Genomic DNA, 19,633 nt, shown 5'->3' on the forward strand with positions numbered 1-19,633 from the left:
GCTTCCTGGAAGAAGCATGCATACCATCGAAGTCGTCCTGGCGATGCTGGTGGCCGTTGTCGCCAGCGGCTACCTGGTTCGCGTCCTGCCGTTCTCATTGCCGCTGCCGCTGGTGCAGATCGGCCTGGGTGCGGTGATCGCCGGGGTGTTCAACCGCGGGCACGCGTTGGAGCCGGAAGTGTTCTTCCTGCTGTTCCTGCCGCCGCTGCTGTTCCTCGACGGCTGGCGCATCCCCAAGCAGGGCCTGTTCCGCGATAAAGGCGCGATCCTCGAGCTGGCGTTTGGCCTGGTGGTGTTCACCGTGATCGGTGCCGGCCTGCTGATCCACTGGATGATTCCGGTGATGCCGCTGGCGGTGTGCTTCGCGCTGGCGGCGATCGTGTCGCCGACCGACCCGGTGGCGGTCGGGGCGATCGCCTCCAAGGCGCCGATTCCCAAGCGCCTGATGCACATCCTGGAAGGTGAGTCGCTGCTCAACGATGCGTCCGGCCTGGTCTGCTTCCGCTTCGCGGTGGCGGCGGTGATGACCGGTACCTTTTCGCTGGCCACGGCCTCGCTGACCTTCCTGTGGGTGGCGGTGGCTGGCCTGGCGGTGGGCGTGGCGGTCACCCTCGGTGTTTCCACCTTCCAGCGCTGGCTGTGGCGCCGCTTCGGCGAGGAGCCGGGTGCGGCGATGCTGGTCAACCTGCTGATCCCGTTCGCGGCCTACCTGCTGGCCGAAGAGATCAATGCCTCGGGCATCCTGGCTGCGGTCGCGGCCGGCATCTCGATGAGCTACGTGGAAATGACCGGCCGTGTCTCCGGCAGCATGCGCGTGCAGCGTGCCGGGGTCTGGAACATGCTGCAGTTCAGCTTCAACGGCATCATGTTCGTGCTGCTGGGCGAGCAGCTGCCGGGCATTGTCGAACGTGCCACCACCACCATGAACGAAAGCGGCCACCAGAGCGCCTGGTGGTTGCTGGTCTACGTGCTGGTGATCAATGCCACGTTGATCACGCTGCGCCTGCTGTGGGTATGGCTGTCGCTGCGCTGGAACCTGCTGCGCGCGCGGCGTCGCGGGCTGGAGCGTGGCGAGGCACCGAACTGGCGCATCGTGGTGGCCACCTCGGTGGCCGGTGTGCGCGGTGCGATCACCCTGGCCGGCGTGCTGACGCTGCCGTTGTTCCTGCCTGATGGCAGTCCGTTCCCGGCGCGCGACCTGGTGATCTTCCTGGCCGCAGCGGTGATCCTGTTCTCGCTGGTCGGCGCCAGCGTGGCGCTGCCGCAGTTGCTGAAGGGCCTGCAGCTGCCGGCCGATTCGGGCGAACGCAAGGAAGAAGACCTGGCACGCAGGCTGTCATCGAAGGCCGCGCTGGCGGGGGTGGAGCGCATGCGCCAGCAGATGGTGATGAACCAGAACACCGAGAACGTGCAGCTTTACAACGACGCCGCCTCGCGGGTGAGCCTGCTGTACCAGCGGCACCTGGAGAAGGACAGCGACGGGCCCGACGTGGACCCGGAGAAGGTGCAGCGCATGGAACTGGGCTATCGCCAGCTGCGCAGCGCCGGCCTCAATGCCGAGCGCGAGGAACTGTTCCGGCTGACCCGGCGCGGGGTGATCTCCGACGAGATCTCGCGGCGCCTGATCCGCAACCTGGACCTGCTGGAATCGCGCAAGCGCGAATGACCCGGCCCCGGTAGCGCCGGGCCATGCCCGGCGGTCCCAGGTGGGTGCGGACCGTAGTCCGCACGCCTTATTCCGGCTTCGTTTCCAGGAAATACGCCTCGACCTTGCCCTTGACCTTGATCGTCATCGGGTTGCCACGGCGGTCGCGGGCCTTGCCGGCCTGCACGCGGATCCAGCCTTCGCTGACCGAATATTCTTCGACGTTGTCGCGCTCGACGTCGTTGAAACGCACGCCGACGCCGCGCTCCAGCGCCTGCGCATCATGGAAGGGGCTGGCCGGGTTGATCGCCAGGTGGTCGGGAGGGGTATCGCTCATCGCTTCATTCAGGGTGACGGCCACCAAGGCCGGCTTCAGCGCTACAGGATAAACCGTAGAATGCCCGCCTGCCCCAAGGAGTGCCCGCCATGCCCGACAACAGCGATTATTTCGACTTCGAAGAAGACGTCCAGGATTTCGACGAGGCCGATTTCGAGGCGCGTGTCTGGAACCTGCTGGTGCTGATCAATCCGGGTGATGACGAGCAGGCCCTGCAGCAGTTCAACCGCTGGCGCGAGCAGCTGGCCGAGCAGGGGCAGCCGCTGGAGGCTGACAGCGACTGGCTGCCGGCCCTGTTCACGGCCATCGCCTGGCAGTCGGGCTTCGAGGTGGAGCGCGACGACCTGGATTCGCTGCAGTCGGCGGTCAATGAGCTGTCGGCGCGCTTCAACGTACAGGTGGACTGGGGCGGCGACCTGGATGACGAGGACTTCGCCGAGGAGCTGGATGGTGTGCAGCTGATGTCCACCGCTTTTGATCGCCTGCGCGAACACAACTACACGCTGTGGAGCGTGGATGCCGGCAGCGATGGCTTCACCGGCGTGATGGCACTGACCCGCGATGACGACGCGATGCTGGCGCTGTGCTCGCTGCTGAACGTGGAAATCCGCCTGGGCAGCGACCCGTTCTGAGAGTGATCGGTAGCGCCGGGCCATGCCCGGCGGCTTCTCACCGCACTGCGCGCTCGCCGGGCATGGCCCGGCGCTACCCATCTACGGCCGGTACTGCGCCCTGGCGGTGGCGATCACGGCTTTTACCAGCGCGCGGTCGGTATGCCGGGAAATCGCCCGGGCACCCAGCGCGATTGCCTGCGCACGCAGGTCTGCAGTGACATCGTAATGCGCGCCACTGGCCTTGTTCTGGAAGGCCCGCGGTGGAATGCCGAGCTGCGCCGCCATCGCGTGCAGCTCGGTCAGGGTGTCGGCCATCAGGTGCGCCCAGCGCTGACCGCGCCAGGGATGCACCGCGTCATCGACGTAGACCGACACCGCCGCGGCCGGATCAGGCCTGCGGCTTGCCGTCGGCGTCGGCGGCCGGGGTGGCCTCGGCGTCGGCAGCGCCTTCGGCGCCGGTGGTCTCTGCAGCAGCGTCATCGGCAGCCGCTTCGCCTTCTGCGGCTGCGTCTTCGGCCTGCTCGCTGGCGAACTCGGCTACCAGCTTGTCCAGGTACTCCTCGGCGGTCTGGCCGGCTTCAGCGGCCAGGGTGTCCAGCAGCTTCTGCATCAGCTCGGAGTATTCCAGGGTGACCGTGCGGCCTTCTGCTTCCTGCATGTTCGACAGGTGCTTGAGCATGGCCAGCATCGGCACCGGGTTGTCGGCGTTGCCCATGGTCTGGCCACCGATGGCCAGCAGCCACTCACGGCCCTGCAGGCCGATGGCGGCCACGGCCTGGCCGTCTTCGCTGAGCAGCACGGCATGGTTCTGCACCTGCTCGCGCGCGTTCAGACGGAGGAACGGACGCTTGGCCTGCTGCTTCTTGCGCTTGTCGCGCTTGGCCTTGGAGTTCTGGGACATGGGGTGGAATCACCTGAAAAGGAAAGACCGCCATTGTAGCGGGTGCCGCGCAGCGCGCCCGCCGGCCATGGCCCGGCGCTACCCGGGTTCGTCGTCATCCGGTAGCGCCGGGCCATGCCCGGCGGCGGGCTTCAGGGGGTCACGGCCGAGGTTGCGGCCTCACCCTGCGCCGCCTGCACATCCGGGTCGGCGGTGGTGGCCGACAGCCCCACCTGCGGGCCGGCACCGGCCAGTGCGGCCTGCTCGGCGGCCTGGGTCATCACCACGATGCTGATGCGGCGGTTGATCGGGTTCTGCGGGTCGGCCTTGTCGAACAGCACCGACGAGGACAGGCCGACCACGCGGGTGATCTTGCTGTCTTCCAGGCCGCCATCGATCAGCGCACGTCGTGCGGCGTTGGCGCGGTCGGCACTCAGTTCCCAGTTGCCGTAGCCGCGCGCGGCCGAATAGGCGGTGATGTCGGTGTGGCCGGTCAGGCTGATCCGGTTCGGCACGTGGTTCAGGTATTCGGCCAGCTCGTGCAGGATCTGCTGGGTGTAGGGCTTCAGCGTGGCGCTGCCGAGGTCGAACATCGGCCGGTTCTGCTTGTCCACGATCTGGATGCGAAGGCCTTCCGGGGTCAGGTCCAGCAGCAGCTGGTCCTTGAACGGTTCCAGTGCCTGGCTCCGGCTGATCGCCTCCTGCAGCTCCTTCATCAGTGCTTCCAGCTGCTGCTTGTCGCGCTGCTGCTCATCCACCGGCTGTGGTACGGACTTCTGCTGGTTCTGGAAGGGATCGCTGCTGTTGCCACGCGAGATGTCGGTGGCACCACCGAGCTTGATCATCGACGTGCTGGCACCGCCCGGGCCGGCCATGCCCGGTGCGGGGGTGGCACTGGAACCGACCAAGGGGCTGGGGTTGCGGAAGTATTCGGAAATAGCTGCCCGTTCCGGCTTGCTGGTGCTGGCCATCAGCCACAGCACCAGGAAGAAGGCCATCATCGCGGTCACGAAGTCGGCGTAGGCGACCTTCCACGAACCGCCATGGTGGGCGGCGTGGCCGGCCTTCCTGACCCGGCGGACGATGACGGTGGGCTTGGTTTCGGCCATGGCTTACTTGACCGTCTTCAGGTGCTGCTCGAAATCGGAGAAGGCCGGGCGCACGTTCGACGGCAGCGTCTTGCGGGCGAATTCCAGCGCGATCTTCGGGTTGTAGCCACGCAGGCAGGCCAGCAGCGCGGTTTTCACCGACTCGTAGATGCGGCTGTCCTGCTCGGCGCGGGCTTCCATCGCCGAGGCCATCGGGCCGACGAAGCCATAGCCCAGCAGGATGCCGAGGAAGGTGCCGACCAGTGCGCCGGCCACGTGGCCGCCGACCTCGACGATGTCGCCGCCGATCGAGCCCATGGTGATGACGATGCCCAGCACCGCCGCGACGATGCCGAAACCGGGAAGTCCGTCGGCGACCTTGGTCAGAACCTGCGACGGCGCCATCGCCTCGGCGTGGTGCTTTTCCAGCTCCAGTTCCAGCAGCGGCTCCAGCTCGTGCGGCTCGATGTTGCTGCCGATCATCAGGCGCAGGCAATCGGTGATGAAGTCGATCAGGTGATGGTCGGCCTGCACCTTCGGGTAGTTGCCGAACAGCGCGCTTTCAGCCGGGCGCTCGACATGGTCTTCCAGCGCCATGAAGCCCTCGCGGCGGGCCTTGTTGAGCAGTTCGTACACCAGGCTGAGGACATCGATGTAGTCCTGCTGCTTGTAACGCGGGCCCTTGAACACGCCGACCATGGCCTGCAGGGTCTGCTTGACCGTCTTGGCCGGGGTGCCGACCAGGAACGCGCCCAGTGCGGCACCGCCGATGATGACCAGTTCGTAGGGCTGCCAGAGGGCACCCAGGCGTCCGTGGGCCCCGAGGTAGCCCCCGAGCACGCTGATGATGACGACCAGGAATCCAACGATGATGAGCATGGGGCGACGCAGGGAGGGGGGATATCTCCTTGTCGGCCCGTCGCCCGGATTTCTGAAGAGGGAATTCTGTGAAATCGGTCAGCGGGGTGTTTCAGCCCGCCACGCCGCTTTCCGCGCCGCCACGCTGCAACGGGTCGGGCCAGGGCTCGCCGTTGCCGGTGAACGAAAGTGAGACGGAGTTCAGGCAGTGGCGCTCGTAGGTCGGCGGCGGGCCGTCCGGGAACACATGGCCCAGATGGCTGCCGCAGCGCGCGCAGGTGATCTCGGTGCGGACCATGCCGTGGCTGGTATCGCGGATCTCGCGCACGTGCGCCGGGTCGAACGGCGCGAAGAAGCTGGGCCAGCCGGTGCCGGAATCGAACTTGGTGCTGGAGCGGAACAGCGGCAGCGCACACAGCCGGCAGCAGTAGACGCCCTCGCGCTTGTTGTCGAGGAACACACCGCAGAAGGGCGCTTCGGTGCCGTGCTGCAGCAGCACGCGGCGCTCCTCACTGCTGAGACCGGCAACCAGCGCTTCGGTCTGGGGGGGGGTCGGGGGCGTCAGGTCGAAGGCGGTCATGGCGGCGCTCCGTGGGGTCGATGGCCTGGGGATGCCGACAAACGTGGGGCTGCCGGCGCGACCTTGCAAGTGTGATGGCCGTTCATGGGCGGCACACAGGCGCAGGCGCAAGGTGAATGCGATCCATACCGGAGCGTGCCATGAAACTGTCCCTTTCCCTGCTGCTGGCCCTGCTGCCCGCGCTGGCGCTGGCCCAGGTGCCGACCGGTAATCCGACCGCCACCCGCAGCACCACCACCGTGGCCCCCCAGCCGGTGGTGCCGCCCGTGCAGCCAGCGCGCCCGCAGCCACAGGTGCTGCCTTCGCCGCAGCCAGTGCAGCCGATCAAGTCCACTGGTCCGGCCCAGGTTGCGCCGTTTCCGGCGCCGAAGCCATCCAGCAAGGTCTACGACCGCAACGGCCGCATCATCCCGGGTGTGCGTCCGGCCGGTCCGAACCGCGTGTTCGATTCGCGCACCGGCCGCTATTACGACAGCGTGCCCAGTGGTGACGGTCAGCAGATCCGGTAGCGCCGGGCCATGCCCGGCGGCCGGGCAGTACGGTGCCAACCCGGGTTGGCCGCTGCCTGGCCTGAACGCACGAAAACAACATCCTGCCGATCACTGCTTTTTCGCCTGCGATTAACCGTTCCGGGACCACCGTAGCCCTGCGTCGGCACTCCGCCGCCGCGTGTCCTTCGTCCACTGGATCGCGATCATGAAAAACCAGCAGAACCGTCATCCCGGCAAGGAACCGCAGGGCCGTAACCCGCAGCAACAACAGCAACAGCAGCAGATGGACCCGCAGCAGCCGCACAAGGGCGGAAAGCAGCAGGAGCAGCGCTCGCAGAAGCACCCGCAGCAGCGTTGACTGTTGCCATGACCGGGGTCAGAGCCCGCTGCGCGGGATCCGACCCCTTGCCGAATCCTGACCGGGGTCGGATCCCGCACCGCGGGCTCTGACCCCAACCGCAGCCGCGGCTCAATCCGGAATCGGCAGGCTCAGCGTCTCCTTCACCTCTTCCATCACGATGTAGCTCTTCGACTCACGTACGTGCGGCAGTGTCAGCAGCGTGCTGCCGAGCAGCTTGCGGTAGGACGCCATCTCGCTGATCCGCGCCTTCAGCAGGTAATCGAAGTCGCCCGATACCAGATGGCACTCCAGCACGTTGGGCAGCTTCAGGGCCGCGCGCCGGAACTCCTCGAAGATGTCGCCGGACTTGTAGGCCAGGCTGATCTCTACGAACACCAGCAGGCTGGCTTTCACCGCCGCCGGATCGAGGTGGGCGTGGTAGCCGGTGATCACTGCTTCGCGTTCGAGCCGACGCACCCGTTCGGTGCACGGGGTGGTCGACAGCCCGACCCGTTCCCCCAGTTCGGTGAAGGAGATACGGCCCTCGGCCTGCAGGATGCGCAGGATCTTGCGGTCTATCTTGTCCAGTTCACGGGTACGTGTGGCCATGGCCGTCAACCTTGGGGAATGAATTGCAGGAGAACATCCTGCCGGTTGATCGCAAATCAGGCAAATCAACTGGTATTGGCTGTCTATACTTCCCCAATTATGGTCCCGGCACGCTCCAGTGCAGGGAATGATCGGGTTGGAGAAGTCCCATGCGAGTCCTAGTCCTCGGCAGCGGCGTGATCGGCACCACCAGTGCCTGGTACCTGCGACAGGCCGGGTTTGAAGTCACGGTCATCGACCGTCAGCCCGGCCCGGCGCTGGAAACCAGCTTCGCCAATGCCGGCCAGCTGTCGTTCGGCTACACCTCGCCGTGGGCCGCCCCGGGCGTGCCGAAGAAGGCGATCGGCTGGCTGTTCGAAAAGCACGCGCCGCTGGCGATCAAGCCGGGCATGGACCTGGCCCAGTACCGCTGGCTGTGGCAGATGCTGCGCAACTGCACCCACGAGCGCTACGCGATCAACAAGGCGCGCATGGTGCGCATGTCCGAGTACAGCCGCGACTGCCTCAATGAGCTGCGCGCGCAGATCGGCATCGAATTCGAAGGCCGCGACCTGGGCACCACCCAGTTGTTCCGCACCCAGCAGCAGCTGGACGCCTCGGCGCAGGACATCGAGATCCTGGCCCAGTACGGCGTGCCGTACGAGGTACTGGACCGCGCCGGCATCATCCAGGCCGAACCGGCCCTGGCCCACGTCGACGGCCTGGTCGGCGCGCTGCGCCTGCCGCGTGACCAGACCGGTGACTGCCAGCTGTTCACCCGCCGCCTGGCGCAGATGTGCGTGGACGCCGGCGTCGAGTTCCGCTTCGACCAGGACATCACCGGCCTGGTCTCCGATGGCGAGCGCATCACCGGCGTGCACGTCAACGGCACCCTGGAAACCGCTGACCGCTTCGTGGTCGCGCTCGGCAGTTACTCGCCGGCGCTGGTCGCACCGCTGGGCATGCGCCTGCCGGTGTACCCGCTGAAGGGTTACTCGCTGACCCTGCCGATCACCGATCCGGCGATGGCACCGACCTCGACCATCCTCGATGAGAGCTACAAGGTGGCGGTCACCCGTTTCGACGACCGCATCCGCGTCGGTGGCATGGCCGAAGTGGCCGGCTTCGACCTGTCGCTGTCGCAGCGCCGCCGCGAGACCCTGGAACTGGTGGTCAGCGACCTGTACCCGAAGGGCGGCGACCTGTCGCGCGCGCAGTTCTGGACCGGCCTGCGCCCGGCCACGCCGGATGGCACGCCGGTGATCGGCGCCACGCCGTTCCGCAACCTGTACCTCAACACCGGCCACGGCACGCTGGGCTGGACCATGGCGTGCGGCTCGGGCCGCTACCTGGCCGACCTGATGAGCGCGCGCCAGCCGCAGATCAGCACCGAAGGCCTGGATGTTTTCCGCTATGGCCAGTACGGTCACGCCCCGCAACATGAGAACCGCACATGCGTCCTGCCCGCGCGCTGATTGATCTGGGCGCCCTGCGCAGCAACTACCGCCTCGCCCGCGAACTGGGCGGTGGCAAGGCCCTGGCGATCATCAAGGCCGATGCCTACGGCCATGGCGCCGTGCGCTGTGCGCAGGCACTGGAAGGCGAGGCCGATGGCTTCGGCGTGGCCACCATCGAAGAGGCGCTGGAACTGCGCCAGGCCGGCATCGGTGCGCCGATCCTGCTGCTGGAAGGCATCTTCGAAGCCAGTGACATGGCGCTGGTGGCCGAGCACGATTTCTGGTTCGCCGTCGGTTCGCCGTGGCAGCTGGAGGCGCTGGCCGCCTTCGACAGCCCGCGTCCGTTGACGGTGTGGCTGAAGCTGGACAGCGGCATGCATCGCCTCGGCCTGGACGTGGACAGCTTCCGCGCTGCGCATGCGCGCCTGTCGGCGTTGCCGCAGGTCGAACGCATCGTGCTGATGACCCATCTGGCACGTGCCGACGAGCTGGACAGCGAACGCACCCACGAGCAGGCGGCGACGTTCGCACGCGCCACTGATGGGCTGGAAGGCGAGACCAGTGTATGCAACTCGCCGGCGCTGCTGGGCTGGCCGGATGTACGCAGTGACTGGGTGCGCCCGGGCCTGATGCTGTACGGTGCCAACCCGCTTCCGGACAACACCGCACTGACCGAGCGCCTGCGCCCGGTGATGACGATGCAGTCCAAGGTGATTGCCGAGCGCTGGATCGAGTCGGGGGAGCCGGTGGGCTATGGCGCCCGCTTCGTTTCCAAGGCACGCACCCGCGTCGGCGTGGTCGCGCTGGGGTATGCCGATGGCTATCCGCAGTTCGCGCCGAACGGCACCCCGGTGCTGATCGATGGCCAGCCCGGCGCGCTGATCGGCCGCGTATCGATGGACATGCTGACCGTGGACCTGACTGCGCATCCGCAGGCGGGCGTTGGCAGCGTGGTGGAGCTGTGGGGCAATGCGCCGACGCTGTCCGAGCTGGCGCCGCGCTGTGGCGTGAGTGCGTACCAGCTGCCGTGTGGCGTCAAGCGCGTGGCCAGGGTGTACATGTAGAGCCGAGCCCATGCTCGGCGCTGTGAATGCGTGTCGACCAAGGTCGACACCTACCGATGGGCCTAACAGGCAGCGGTCGCCTGGTACGGGTCGCCGTGGGGCTTACCGCGCCGCGGTGGCCTGGCTGGTCAGCTGCCGCTTCACCCAGTCATCGATCAGGCGCTTCTCGTAGCGCAGCGGATCACTGTCGCTCTTCAGCCCCACGTTGTGCAGATAGCCGGTGTCGCTCAGGCGCGCATCGCCTTCGCTGATGATGCGGCCGCTGGCATCCTTCAGCGTGTACTGCAGGCTGATCCGCGGCGGGTAGATGTCACGCATGATCCGGATGTCGCGCCCACGCGGGCCGTGCCACGGCTCGTAATCACCGGCGCGCTTGACGTCGACCAGGGTCACATCGAGGGTCTGACCGGGCTGCAGCGGCTTGGCTGCCGTGGTCTGCAGGTAGCGCGCCAGCTGCTGCACCCAGTCGCCGCGCTCGGCTTCGAAGCGGTTGCTGCTCTGGCGGATCTCGGTGAACTTGGCCGGATCATCCCATTTCACGTTGACCGGGCCATCGGCCTGCAGGGTGCGTGGTGCCTGCGCATCGGTCACGGTGCGCGGGGCCGCATTTGCGCCACCCGCCACCAGGGCGCCTGCCAGCAGGGCAATCGCGAGTGAGCGTTTCATGACGGTCTCCTGCGTCCCGCCGATGGGGACGATGTTGATCACAGATCGAGTGTGATCCTGCTTCCAGGCAACGGCAATGGCCGATTGCGTCATGCGCAAGAGTGGTTGCCGCCAATTCATTGTCGTCAAGCATGACTGACGGCGCTTGACGCTGTGAATACGCCCTTTGGAAGATGCTGTGCCTCCAACCCGGCCTGTCCAAACGCCCTTGTCCACACTGCCGCCCCTAGTGGAGCGCCCACCGATGATGGTGCCGGCGCCCGAACCCGACCTGCATCATGGCGTGCTTGAGCGCATCAACGCCGGTTTCTGCGTGATCCAGGTGCTGTTCGATGGTGACCGCGCGGTGGACTACCGTTTCATCGAGGTCAACGATGCCTTCGAGCGGCATACCGGCCTGAAGGACGCACGCGGACAGCGCATGAGCGCGCTGGAACCGCATCACGAGGAAGACTGGTTCCGCATCTACGGTGAAGTGGCCCGCAGCGGCCGGCCGGCGCAGTTCGAGATGGAAGCGCGGGCGCTGGGCCGCTCGTTCGCGGTCGATGCGGTGCGCGTGGGGCGCCCGGGTGAGGACAAGGTCGGCATCCTGTTCTTCGACATCACCGCGCGCAAGCAGATGGAAGTTGAGCTGGGCGAAAGCGAAGCGCGCTTCAGTGCGCTGGCCGATGGCCTGCCGATGCCGGTCTGGGTGCTGGACGAGCGCGGCCATGCACGCTTCGTCAACAGCGCCTTCAGTGAGTTTTTCGGTGGCGACGAGACGCGCGTTCCCGAGGATGTGTGGCGTGGGCTGGTGCATCCGGACGATGCCTCGGTGTTCGAGTACGAGCTGCAGGAGGCCTTGAAGGCGCAGCGCTCGATGCACGCGCTGGTGCGTGCGCGGCGTGCCGATGGCCAATGGCGCTGGCTGGAGATGAACGCACGCCCACGCTTTTCGCGGATGGGCCGCTTCATCGGCCTTGCCGGCAGCAGCCCGGACGTGACCGAGCGCCGCGAAATCGAACTGGCCCGCGAGGAGCTGCTGCAGTCCGAACGTGCCGCGCGCAGTGCGGCCGAGAACATGGCACGGCTGAAGGACGAATTCCTGGCCACGTTGTCGCATGAGCTGCGCACGCCGCTGACCACCATCCTGGGCTGGAGCGAACTGTTGCTGCAGCGGGTGGACAACACCAGCCCGCTGTACAAGGGCCTGGGCGTGATCGCCAACAGCGCTGGCGCGCAGAAACGACTGATCTCGGACATGCTCGACCTCAGCAGCATGCTGCTGGGCAAGGTGCAGCTGGAAGTGGAAGTGCTGGACCTGTGCGGCGTGCTGGGCGAAGCGATCGGTGCGCAGGAGCTGGTGGCCGAAGGCAAGGCGCTGGATGTGCACCTGCAGCTGCCCGACCGGCCCAGCCTGGTGCTGGGCGATGCCACCCGCCTGCAGCAGGTGTTCTGGAACCTGCTCTCCAATGCGATCAAGTTCACCCCGGCCGAAGGCCGCATCGACGTAGCCCTGCAGGCCGATGGCAATCACTGGGTGATCACCGTGCGCGACACCGGCGACGGCATCGCGCCTGAGTTCCTCAACCACCTGTTCAGCCGCTTCCGCCAGGCCGATGGCACCACCACCCGCCGCCATGGCGGCCTGGGCCTGGGTCTGGCGATCGTGCAGCAGCTGGTCGAGCTGCACGGCGGCACGGTCACCGCCGCCAGCGAAGGCCATGGCCACGGCGCCACCTTCAGCGTGCGCCTGCCGCAGCACCTTCCGGATGCCGAGCGGCGGCCGCTGCGCGAAGTAATCAGCGGGCCGATCCTGGAGCCGGTGATCGTTGAACCGTATCCGCTGCGCGGCATGCACGTGCTGGCGGTGGAAGATCAGCCGGAAGTGCTGGAGTACCTGCGGCGCATGCTGGAAGAACAGGGCGCGAGCGTGTCCGCGGCAAGTTCGGCAGGCGAGGCATTGGCGCTGCTGGCCGACACCGGCCATCTGCAGTACCACGTGATGCTGACCGACATCGGCATGCCCGGCATGGATGGCTACGGCCTGGTGCGTACGCTGCGCGAGGACATGGGCGTGGATGCGCTGACCCTGCCAGCGGTGGCGGTGACAGCACTGGCGCGCGCTGACGATCGCCGTCGTGCGTTGGCGTCAGGCTTCCAGGAGCATGTGGCCAAGCCCTATTCGGTGGCGCAGCTGGTGTCAGCGGTACGCAAGGTGCAGGTGCCGCGCGCCGACAGCGCGCTGCACTGAGCATTCACGGCTGATCGGCGACCCTGCATGCAGGAGGTCGCCGATGTCCCGTATAGCTCCCCGTATCCATACCGATCCGGCGCAGATCGCGCGCCTGGAAGCCCTGCTGCCGCAGCTGGAAGGCGAAACGCAGGTGGAACTGACCCTGCAGGACGGTCGCCGGCTGCTCGGCACCATTGCCGTGAAGCCGACCGTGCAGCAGTACCGCAACGATGCCGGCGACGAAGGCAGCAACGGCCAGCTGCGCCTGGACGACTACGACACGCCGGTGCAGCAGCATCATGTGTGGCTGGATGAGATCGCCAGCATCCGCAGGTTGCCGCCAAAGGCACCTTGAGCCGATGTAGAGCCGAGCCCACGCTCGGCTGCCGCCCGTGCGGCTGCGCCGCCGCCCGAGCATGGGCTCGGGCGCTACAACCGCACGCGTTGCTCAATGCTCGAACAACGTCGGCGTCGTCTGGCTGGACGAGATCGCCCAGCATCCGCCGGTTGCCGCCAAGGGCACCTTGAGCCGATGTAGAGCCGAGCCTACGCTCAGCTGCCGCCCGTGCGGCTGCGTCGCCGCCCGAGCATGGGCTCGGGGGCTGCAGGGATGTCAATGCTCGAACAACGTCGGCGTCGCTTCGAACCTGCGCGCATAGGCGCGTTCTTCCGCCACCCTGGCCACCTCGTCGTCGGCCAGGTCCGGCGCGCCGTAGACCGCGTAGGCCACGCTGCCATCGGCGCCGTGGCCGACCTGGTGCAGGCGGTAGCGTGAGTGGCCGCCGCCGGTGTCTTCGGGGTAATGCACGGGCGGATGGCTGCCTTCCAGGTCCATTTCGCTGTTGTCGACCACGCCACCGACGAACAAGGCTCGCATGCAGGTTCTCCTGGGTTTCCGGGGGGAGCCTCTACCCTGAACGTTCCAATGTTTCTGGCAGATCAAGGCCCCGTTCGGGTTTCGCAAAGTGGCCGCCGGGGCCGGCCCGGCCAAGCCGGTACAATGGACGGCCCTCACGCTTTGAAGTAACCGCGCCGATGGCCTCCAGCGACGACGCCCCCCTGCAGACCCTGCTCCTGCCGTTCTCCCAAGGCGCCCTGCGCTGGCCGGAGGGCCCGGTGGCCTTCCTGCGTGCCCGCGATGGCTGGCCGCTGCGCGAAGTGGCCGGTGGCCGTGAAGTGCACTGCGAGCAGAGCTTCGCCCCGTTCGCGCAGCCACTGCAGCAGGCCGCCGGCTGGACCGTCAGCGGCCAGCTGGATGATGAAGCCGGCAAGGGCCGCTATCCGCTGGTGCTGGTGCTGCCGCCGCGCCAGCGCGAGGAAGCCCGTGCGCTGTTCGCCCGCGCCCTGGCGCTGGTCGCTGAAGGCGGTCGCATCGTCGCCTGCCAGTCCAACAACGAAGGCGCGCGTTCCGGCGAGGGCGACCTCAAGCAGCTGACCGGCCTCGGCGGCAGCCTGACCAAGAACCACTGCCGGGCGTACTGGACCGCGCCGATGCAGGGCCAGCACGATGCCGACCTGGCCAAGCGCTGGTCCGCCCTGGACGCGGTCCGCCCGATTGTCGGTGGCCGCTTCCTCAGCCGGCCGGGCGTGTTCGCCTGGGACCGGATCGACCCGGCCTCGGCGCTGCTGGCCGAGCACCTGCCGGCCGACCTGGCCGGTCGCGCCGCCGACCTCGGTGCCGGATACGGCTACCTGTCGCGCGAGCTGCTGGAACGCTGCCCGAAGATCACCGCGCTGGACCTGTACGAGGCTGAGCAGCGTGCGCTGGCGCTGGCCGAGCTGAACCTGTCGCCGCCGCCGCGCCCGCTGCCGCTGCGTTTCCTGTGGCGCGACGTCACCGCCGGCATCGAGCCGGACTACGACGTCATCATCAGCAACCCGCCGTTCCACACCCCCTCGCGTGCCGACCGTCCGGACATCGGCCAGCGCTTCATCGCCGTGGCCGCGCAGGCGCTGCGCCCGGGCGGGCGCCTGTACGTGGTGGCCAACCGCCACCTGCCGTACGAATACACGCTCAATGAGAGTTTCGGTGCGGTGCGCGTGGTTGCCGAGCGCGATGGCTTCAAGCTGGTCGAGGCGGTGAAGGGCAGGGGGAAGGGCAAGTGAAGCTGGTCAAGCTCATCGCCAACCTGGGCTATGGCAGCCGCAAGCAGGTGCAGTGGATGTTCCGCGAAGGTCGCGTCACCGACGCCGATGGCGAGGTGCTGTACGCCGACGACCAGGTGCCGCATGAAGCGGTGCGCGTCGATGGCGAGCCGCTGGACCCGCCGGTGGGCCTGTCGATCGCGCTGCACAAGCCGGCCGGCTACACCTGTTCGACCAAGGACAAAGGTCGCCTGATCTACGACCTGCTGCCGCCGCGCTACCGCGACCGCGACCCGGTGCTGTCCACGGTCGGCCGGCTGGACCGCGACACCAGTGGCCTGTTGCTGCTGACCGACGACGGCGGCCTGCTGCACCGGATCATCTCGCCGAAGTCGAAGCTGCCCAAGGTCTACGAAGTCGAACTGAGCGACGACCTGCGCGGCGATGAAGTGGCGCTGTTCGCCAGTGGCACGCTGATGCTGGAGTCCGAGAAGACGCCCTTGCTGCCGGCTGAACTTGAAGTGCTGGATGCGCGTCGCGCACGCCTGGTGCTGCATGAAGGCCGCTACCATCAGGTACGCCGCATGTTCGCCGCCACCGGCAACCATGTGCAGGCCCTGCACCGCAGCCGAGTCGGCGGGCTGGACCTGCAGGGACTGGACGAAGGGCAATGGCGGCAGCTCACTCCTACCGACCTGGATACGCTTTTCGCTCCATGACCACCATCGCTGCGCTGCCGTTCCTGCCCGACGCCGTCATCTTCGACATGGACGGCCTGATGATCGACAGCGAGCGGGTCTCGCTTGCCTGCTGGAGCCAGGCCGCCAATGAGTTCGGCCTGGGCCTGGACGAAACGGTGTTCCTGCGCATGGTCGGTCTCGGCGACCGCGATACGCACGCGTTGCTGCGTGCGCAGGGTGTCGAAGACAGCGTGATCGAAGCCGTGGCCGCACGCTGCCACGATCTCTACGAGGAACGCACGCAGACCGGCCTGCCGCTGCGGCCGGGCATCCTGGAGTTGCTGGAGCTGCTGGAGGCGCACGCGATACCGCGTGCGGTCGCGACGACCACGCGGCAGCCGCGGGCCAACCGCAAGCTGTCCGCCGCCGGCCTGCTGCCGTATTTCGATGCGGTGATCACCAGCGGCGACGTGGCACGGCCGAAGCCGGCGCCGGACATCTACCTGCTGGCCGCGCAGCGGCTGGGCCAGGTGCCCGAGCGCTGCCTGGCGCTGGAAGACTCACCGGCCGGCACGCGCGCAGCGCTGGCTGCCGGCATGACCGTGATCCAGGTGCCGGACCTGGTGCATCCGGACGAAGAGCTGCGCGCATTCGGACACCGCATCGTCGGCTCGCTGCTGGACGCGCACGCGCTGCTGGTGCCGTTGCTGCCGAAATAACCGGTAGGTACCGACCACCGCCCTGGTGGGTGCCGACCGTTGGTCGGCACGCTTCACCGCTCTCGCTGGGCATGGCCCGGCGCTACCGCTCTGGTGGGTGCCGACCGTTGGTCGGCACGCCTTCCCATCACACCCGGCCGAACACCAGCGCCGCGTTGGTGCCACCGAAGCCGAAGCTGTTGGACATCACCGTATCCAGCGTCTGCTCGCGGCTCTCGCGCAGGATCGGGAAGCTTTCCACCTTCGGGTCCAGCTCGCCGATGTTGGCCGAACCGGCGACGAAGCCGTCGCGCATCATCAGCAGGCAGTAGATCGCCTCGTGCACGCTGGCCGCACCCAGCGAATGGCCGGACAGCGCCTTGGTCGAGGACAGCGGCGGCACCGCATCGCCGAACACTTCGCGGATCGCGTTGAGCTCGGTGACGTCGCCCAGCGGCGTGGAGGTGCCGTGGGTGTTGAGGTAGTCCAGCGGACGATCCACGCCCTGCAGCGCCATCTTCATGCAGCGCACCGCGCCTTCACCGGACGGCGCCACCATGTCGGCGCCGTCGGAGGTCACGCCATAGCCGATCAGCTCGGCATGGATGTGCGCGCCGCGCGCAACGGCGTGGTCGTAGTCTTCCAGCACCAGCATGCCGCCGCCACCGGCGATGACGAAGCCGTCGCGGTCCTTGTCGTACGGCCGCGAGGCGCTGGCCGGGGTTTCGTTGAAGCTGGTCGACAGCGCGCCCATCGCATCGAACATCACGCTCATCGACCAGTGCAGGTCTTCGCCACCACCGGCGAACATGATGTCCTGCGCACCGTGGCGGATCATGTCCGCGGCGGCGCCGATGCAGTGCGCCGATGTCGCGCAGGCGGCCGACAGCGAGTAGCTGACGCCCTTGATCTGGTAGGCGGTGGCCAGGCAGGCCGAGACCGTCGAGCACATCGTGCGCGGCACCATGTACGGGCCGACCTTGCGCACACCGCGTTCGCGCAGCAGGTCGACCGCGCCGATCTGCCATTCGCTGGAGCCGCCACCGGAACCGGCGATCAGGCCGGTACGCAGGTTGCTGACCTGCTCGGGGCTGAGCCCGGCATCGGCGATGGCATCGCGCATGGACAGGTAGGCGAAGGCCGCCGCATCGCTCATGAAGCGCTTCTGCTTGCGGTCGATCAGCGCGTCCAGGTCGAGGTCGACACGGCCGCCGACCTGGCTGCGCAGGCCCGCGTCGGCGTGGTCGGACAATGCCGTGATGCCGGAGCGCCCTTCGCGCAGCGCATTCGAAACGGTATCCAGATCATTGCCGAGGCAGGACGTGATGCCCATGCCGGTGATGACGACGCGACGCATCAGAAGCTCCCGGTTTCAGTGAACAGGCCGACGCGCAGATCGCGCGCGCTGTAGATTTCGCGGTCATCCACGTACATGCGGGCGTCCGACTGAGCCATCACCAGCTTGCGGTTGATGACCCGGCTGATGTCGATCTCGTAACGCACCAGCTTCGCATCCGGCAGCACCTGGCCGGTGAACTTCACCTCGCCGCAGCCCAGAGCACGGCCCTTGCCGGGGGCACCCAGCCAGGTCAGGAAGAAGCCGGTCAGCTGCCACATGGCATCCAGGCCCAGGCAACCAGGCATCACCGGGTCGCCGATGAAGTGGCAGCCGAAGAACCAGAGGTCGGGGCGGATATCCAGTTCGGCGCGTACCATGCCCTTTCCATGCGGTCCGCCGTCCTCGCGGATTTCGGTGATGCGGTCGAACATCAGCATCGGATCGTTGGGCAAACGGCCGGCAGCGGCGCCGAACAGTTCACCGCGTGCGCTGGCCAGCAGCTGTTCGCGGTTGAACGCGTGGAGACGGGTCATGAAGCACAATCCTGGAAGCGAAGAACAGGGAAACAAGCGCCCGAGAATGCCCGTGGAAACTGCGCCGATCAAACATTTCAACCGTACGCAACCGTAGTGTTTTCAAGGGAATACGCGCATCCTGTTGATGTGCAACGACCATACCTGTGCGTGTGGTCGGTTCAGCCTGCCCCCGCCCTTTCCGCCTGACATGACCCGACTGCGCAAGATCATCCACGTCGACATGGACGCCTTCTACGCGTCGGTGGAGCAGCGCGACGATCCGTCACTGCGCGGCAAGCCGGTGGTTGTGGCATGGCGTGGCGCGCGTTCGGTGGTGTGCGCGGCGTCCTACGAGGCGCGCGTGTTCGGCGTGCGCTCGGCGATGCCGGCCGTGCGTGCCGAGCGCCTGTGCCCGGATGCGATCTTCGTACCGCCGGACTTCGCACGTTACAAGGCGGTGTCACAGCAGGTGCGCGAGATCTTCCTGCGCCACACCGACCTGGTCGAGCCGCTGTCGCTGGATGAGGCCTACCTGGACGTGACCGAGCCCAAGAGCGGCATGGAACTGGCCACCGACATCGCGCGCACCATCCGCGCGCAGATCCGCGAGGAAACCCAGCTGACTGCTTCAGCCGGCATTGCGCCGAACAAATTCCTGGCCAAGATCGCCTCTGACTGGCGCAAGCCCGATGGCCAATTCGTGATTCCGCCGCAGCGGGTGGACGCCTTCCTGCTGCCGTTGCCGGTGAACCGGGTGCCCGGCGTCGGCAAGGTGATGGAAGGCAAGCTGGCCGCGCGCGGCATCGTCACCTGCGGCGACCTGCGGCAGTGGGCACTGATCGATCTGGAAGAGGCGTTCGGCAGCTTCGGCCGCAGCCTGTACAACCGCGCACGCGGTGTCGATGAACGGCCGGTGGAGCCGGACCAGCAGGTGCAGTCGATCTCCTCCGAAGACACCTTCGCCGAGGACCTGCCGCTGGAAGATCTGGGTGAGGCCATCGTGCAGCTGGCGGAGAAAACCTGGAACGCCACCCGCAAGACCGAACGCGTCGGCCACACCGTGGTACTGAAACTGAAGACCGCGCAGTTCCGCATCCTCACCCGCAGCTTCACCCCGGACCGCCCGCCGGAATCGATGCAGGAGCTGCGCGACATCGCGTTGGCACTGCGTGCGCGGGTGGATCTGCCCGCCGACACCCGCTACCGCCTCGTTGGCGTCGGCCTCAGTGGTTTCCGCGACAAGGAACCTGTGGTGCAGGGCGAACTGTTCGAGCACTGATCATTGCCGTGCCGACCAACGGTCGGCACCCACCAACAGCAGCAGGTTCCACCAACAGCAGCAGGTTCCATCAGCAGCAGGAAACTGTCGAAGGCGAGGTGGGTCCGGTTGCGGGGGCGTGAGCGCCATGGATGGCGCGACCGAGCCTCCATGGACGGATTCACGGCGTCCCCCGCAACCGGACCCACCTCGCCATCCCACGGATAGCCAGCTG

General features: G+C 67.2%; 23 protein-coding genes. 12 read left to right on the forward strand and 11 right to left on the reverse strand.

Annotation, left to right across the window (positions count from 1 at the left end; translation table 11 throughout):
• Positions 1 to 16 precede the first annotated feature (16 nt).
• Positions 17 to 1,666, forward strand: a complete 1,650-nt coding sequence (locus AC3ITW_RS02240) for a Na+/H+ antiporter (RefSeq protein ID WP_012509929.1) — start codon at positions 17 to 19, stop codon at positions 1,664 to 1,666.
• A 67-nt stretch (positions 1,667 to 1,733) separates the two neighbouring features.
• On the opposite strand, the gene AC3ITW_RS02245 is transcribed toward AC3ITW_RS02240, so the two are convergent.
• A complete protein-coding gene (locus AC3ITW_RS02245; protein WP_012509930.1) occupies positions 1,734 to 1,982 on the reverse strand; it encodes a DUF3297 family protein in 249 nt (82 codons plus the stop codon).
• 89 nt (positions 1,983 to 2,071) lie between these two features.
• On the opposite strand from AC3ITW_RS02245, the gene AC3ITW_RS02250 reads away from it, so the two are divergent.
• On the forward strand, positions 2,072 to 2,614 hold the full coding sequence (locus AC3ITW_RS02250; protein ID WP_489390041.1) for a DUF6630 family protein: 543 nt from the start codon (positions 2,072 to 2,074) through the stop codon (positions 2,612 to 2,614).
• A gap of 81 nt (positions 2,615 to 2,695) precedes the next feature.
• On the opposite strand, the gene AC3ITW_RS02255 is transcribed toward AC3ITW_RS02250, so the two are convergent.
• The 5 genes from AC3ITW_RS02255 to msrB form a co-directional block, all read right to left on the reverse strand.
• Positions 2,696 to 2,971, reverse strand: coding sequence for a DUF4031 domain-containing protein (locus AC3ITW_RS02255; protein WP_004140462.1), 276 nt, complete (start codon positions 2,969 to 2,971; stop codon positions 2,696 to 2,698).
• Between the two features lie 13 nt (positions 2,972 to 2,984).
• Positions 2,985 to 3,497, reverse strand: coding sequence for a hypothetical protein (locus tag AC3ITW_RS02260; protein WP_004140466.1), 513 nt, complete (start codon positions 3,495 to 3,497; stop codon positions 2,985 to 2,987).
• 131 nt (positions 3,498 to 3,628) lie between these two features.
• On the reverse strand, positions 3,629 to 4,585 hold the full coding sequence (gene motB, locus AC3ITW_RS02265) for a flagellar motor protein MotB (protein WP_004140525.1): 957 nt from the start codon (positions 4,583 to 4,585) through the stop codon (positions 3,629 to 3,631).
• 3 nt (positions 4,586 to 4,588) lie between these two features.
• Entirely contained in the window at positions 4,589 to 5,443 is an 855-nt protein-coding gene (motA, locus tag AC3ITW_RS02270) for a flagellar motor stator protein MotA (protein ID WP_012509934.1), read from the reverse strand.
• A 91-nt stretch (positions 5,444 to 5,534) separates the two neighbouring features.
• Entirely contained in the window at positions 5,535 to 6,002 is a 468-nt protein-coding gene (msrB, locus tag AC3ITW_RS02275; RefSeq protein WP_100433973.1) for a peptide-methionine (R)-S-oxide reductase MsrB, read from the reverse strand.
• A 140-nt stretch (positions 6,003 to 6,142) separates the two neighbouring features.
• Here msrB and AC3ITW_RS02280 point away from each other — a divergent pair, with 140 nt between their 5' ends.
• A complete protein-coding gene (locus AC3ITW_RS02280; protein WP_004140555.1) occupies positions 6,143 to 6,511 on the forward strand; it encodes a hypothetical protein in 369 nt (122 codons plus the stop codon).
• Between the two features lie 187 nt (positions 6,512 to 6,698).
• Positions 6,699 to 6,851: a hypothetical protein gene (locus AC3ITW_RS02285; protein WP_005407918.1), complete on the forward strand. Its 153-nt coding sequence runs from the start codon at positions 6,699 to 6,701 to the stop codon at positions 6,849 to 6,851.
• 111 nt (positions 6,852 to 6,962) lie between these two features.
• Here the strand turns inward: AC3ITW_RS02285 and AC3ITW_RS02290 are convergent, their stop codons facing one another.
• The gene (locus AC3ITW_RS02290) at positions 6,963 to 7,442 is read right to left on the reverse strand and encodes an Lrp/AsnC ligand binding domain-containing protein (RefSeq protein ID WP_004140558.1); all 480 of its coding nucleotides are present in this window, start codon (positions 7,440 to 7,442) and stop codon (positions 6,963 to 6,965) included.
• A gap of 149 nt (positions 7,443 to 7,591) precedes the next feature.
• On the opposite strand from AC3ITW_RS02290, the gene AC3ITW_RS02295 reads away from it, so the two are divergent.
• Positions 7,592 to 8,896, forward strand: a complete 1,305-nt coding sequence (locus tag AC3ITW_RS02295) for a D-amino acid dehydrogenase (protein ID WP_004140565.1) — start codon at positions 7,592 to 7,594, stop codon at positions 8,894 to 8,896.
• Positions 8,875 to 9,942, forward strand: a complete 1,068-nt coding sequence (gene alr, locus AC3ITW_RS02300; RefSeq protein ID WP_100433974.1) for an alanine racemase — start codon at positions 8,875 to 8,877, stop codon at positions 9,940 to 9,942. The genes AC3ITW_RS02295 and alr overlap by 22 nt, the downstream gene beginning before the upstream one ends.
• Before the next feature lie 102 nt (positions 9,943 to 10,044).
• Here alr and AC3ITW_RS02305 read toward each other — a convergent pair whose 3' ends face one another.
• Positions 10,045 to 10,608 carry a DUF3016 domain-containing protein gene (locus AC3ITW_RS02305; RefSeq protein WP_012509937.1) on the reverse strand — a complete coding sequence of 188 codons (564 nt, stop codon included), beginning with the start codon at positions 10,606 to 10,608 and terminating at the stop codon, positions 10,045 to 10,047.
• Between the two features lie 244 nt (positions 10,609 to 10,852).
• Here AC3ITW_RS02305 and AC3ITW_RS02310 point away from each other — a divergent pair, with 244 nt between their 5' ends.
• Together AC3ITW_RS02310 and AC3ITW_RS02315 are read left to right on the forward strand one after the other, a co-directional pair.
• Positions 10,853 to 12,841, forward strand: coding sequence for a hybrid sensor histidine kinase/response regulator (locus AC3ITW_RS02310; protein WP_153674967.1), 1,989 nt, complete (start codon positions 10,853 to 10,855; stop codon positions 12,839 to 12,841).
• 43 nt (positions 12,842 to 12,884) lie between these two features.
• Positions 12,885 to 13,178 carry a DUF3247 family protein gene (locus tag AC3ITW_RS02315; protein ID WP_004140576.1) on the forward strand — a complete coding sequence of 98 codons (294 nt, stop codon included), beginning with the start codon at positions 12,885 to 12,887 and terminating at the stop codon, positions 13,176 to 13,178.
• 258 nt (positions 13,179 to 13,436) lie between these two features.
• Here the strand turns inward: AC3ITW_RS02315 and AC3ITW_RS02320 are convergent, their stop codons facing one another.
• Positions 13,437 to 13,700: a hypothetical protein gene (locus tag AC3ITW_RS02320; RefSeq protein WP_005407925.1), complete on the reverse strand. Its 264-nt coding sequence runs from the start codon at positions 13,698 to 13,700 to the stop codon at positions 13,437 to 13,439.
• Positions 13,701 to 13,858: 158 nt separating this feature from the next.
• Between AC3ITW_RS02320 and AC3ITW_RS02325 the strand changes: the two genes are divergently transcribed.
• The 3 genes from AC3ITW_RS02325 to AC3ITW_RS02335 are packed head-to-tail and all read left to right on the forward strand — an operon-like array spanning position 13,859 to position 16,307.
• Entirely contained in the window at positions 13,859 to 14,929 is a 1,071-nt protein-coding gene (locus tag AC3ITW_RS02325) for a class I SAM-dependent methyltransferase (protein WP_032968446.1), read from the forward strand.
• On the forward strand, positions 14,926 to 15,627 hold the full coding sequence (locus tag AC3ITW_RS02330; protein ID WP_004140604.1) for a pseudouridine synthase: 702 nt from the start codon (positions 14,926 to 14,928) through the stop codon (positions 15,625 to 15,627). The genes AC3ITW_RS02325 and AC3ITW_RS02330 overlap by 4 nt, the downstream gene beginning before the upstream one ends.
• Positions 15,624 to 16,307: an HAD family hydrolase gene (locus tag AC3ITW_RS02335; protein ID WP_032968447.1), complete on the forward strand. Its 684-nt coding sequence runs from the start codon at positions 15,624 to 15,626 to the stop codon at positions 16,305 to 16,307. Before AC3ITW_RS02330 ends, AC3ITW_RS02335 begins: the two co-directional genes overlap by 4 nt.
• Before the next feature lie 127 nt (positions 16,308 to 16,434).
• Here the strand turns inward: AC3ITW_RS02335 and fabB are convergent, their stop codons facing one another.
• Both fabB and fabA read right to left on the reverse strand, forming a co-directional pair.
• On the reverse strand, positions 16,435 to 17,643 hold the full coding sequence (gene fabB / locus AC3ITW_RS02340; RefSeq protein WP_004140658.1) for a beta-ketoacyl-ACP synthase I: 1,209 nt from the start codon (positions 17,641 to 17,643) through the stop codon (positions 16,435 to 16,437).
• Complete coding sequence (gene fabA / locus AC3ITW_RS02345; RefSeq protein WP_004140661.1) at positions 17,643 to 18,158, reverse strand: 3-hydroxyacyl-[acyl-carrier-protein] dehydratase FabA; 516 nt, start codon at positions 18,156 to 18,158, stop codon at positions 17,643 to 17,645. The genes fabB and fabA overlap by 1 nt, the downstream gene beginning before the upstream one ends.
• Before the next feature lie 190 nt (positions 18,159 to 18,348).
• Here fabA and dinB point away from each other — a divergent pair, with 190 nt between their 5' ends.
• Positions 18,349 to 19,419, forward strand: coding sequence for a DNA polymerase IV (gene dinB, locus AC3ITW_RS02350; protein WP_489390042.1), 1,071 nt, complete (start codon positions 18,349 to 18,351; stop codon positions 19,417 to 19,419).
• The last annotated feature ends 214 nt before the right edge of the window (positions 19,420 to 19,633 follow it).

Source organism: Stenotrophomonas sp. KH_052 (genome assembly GCF_057838755.1).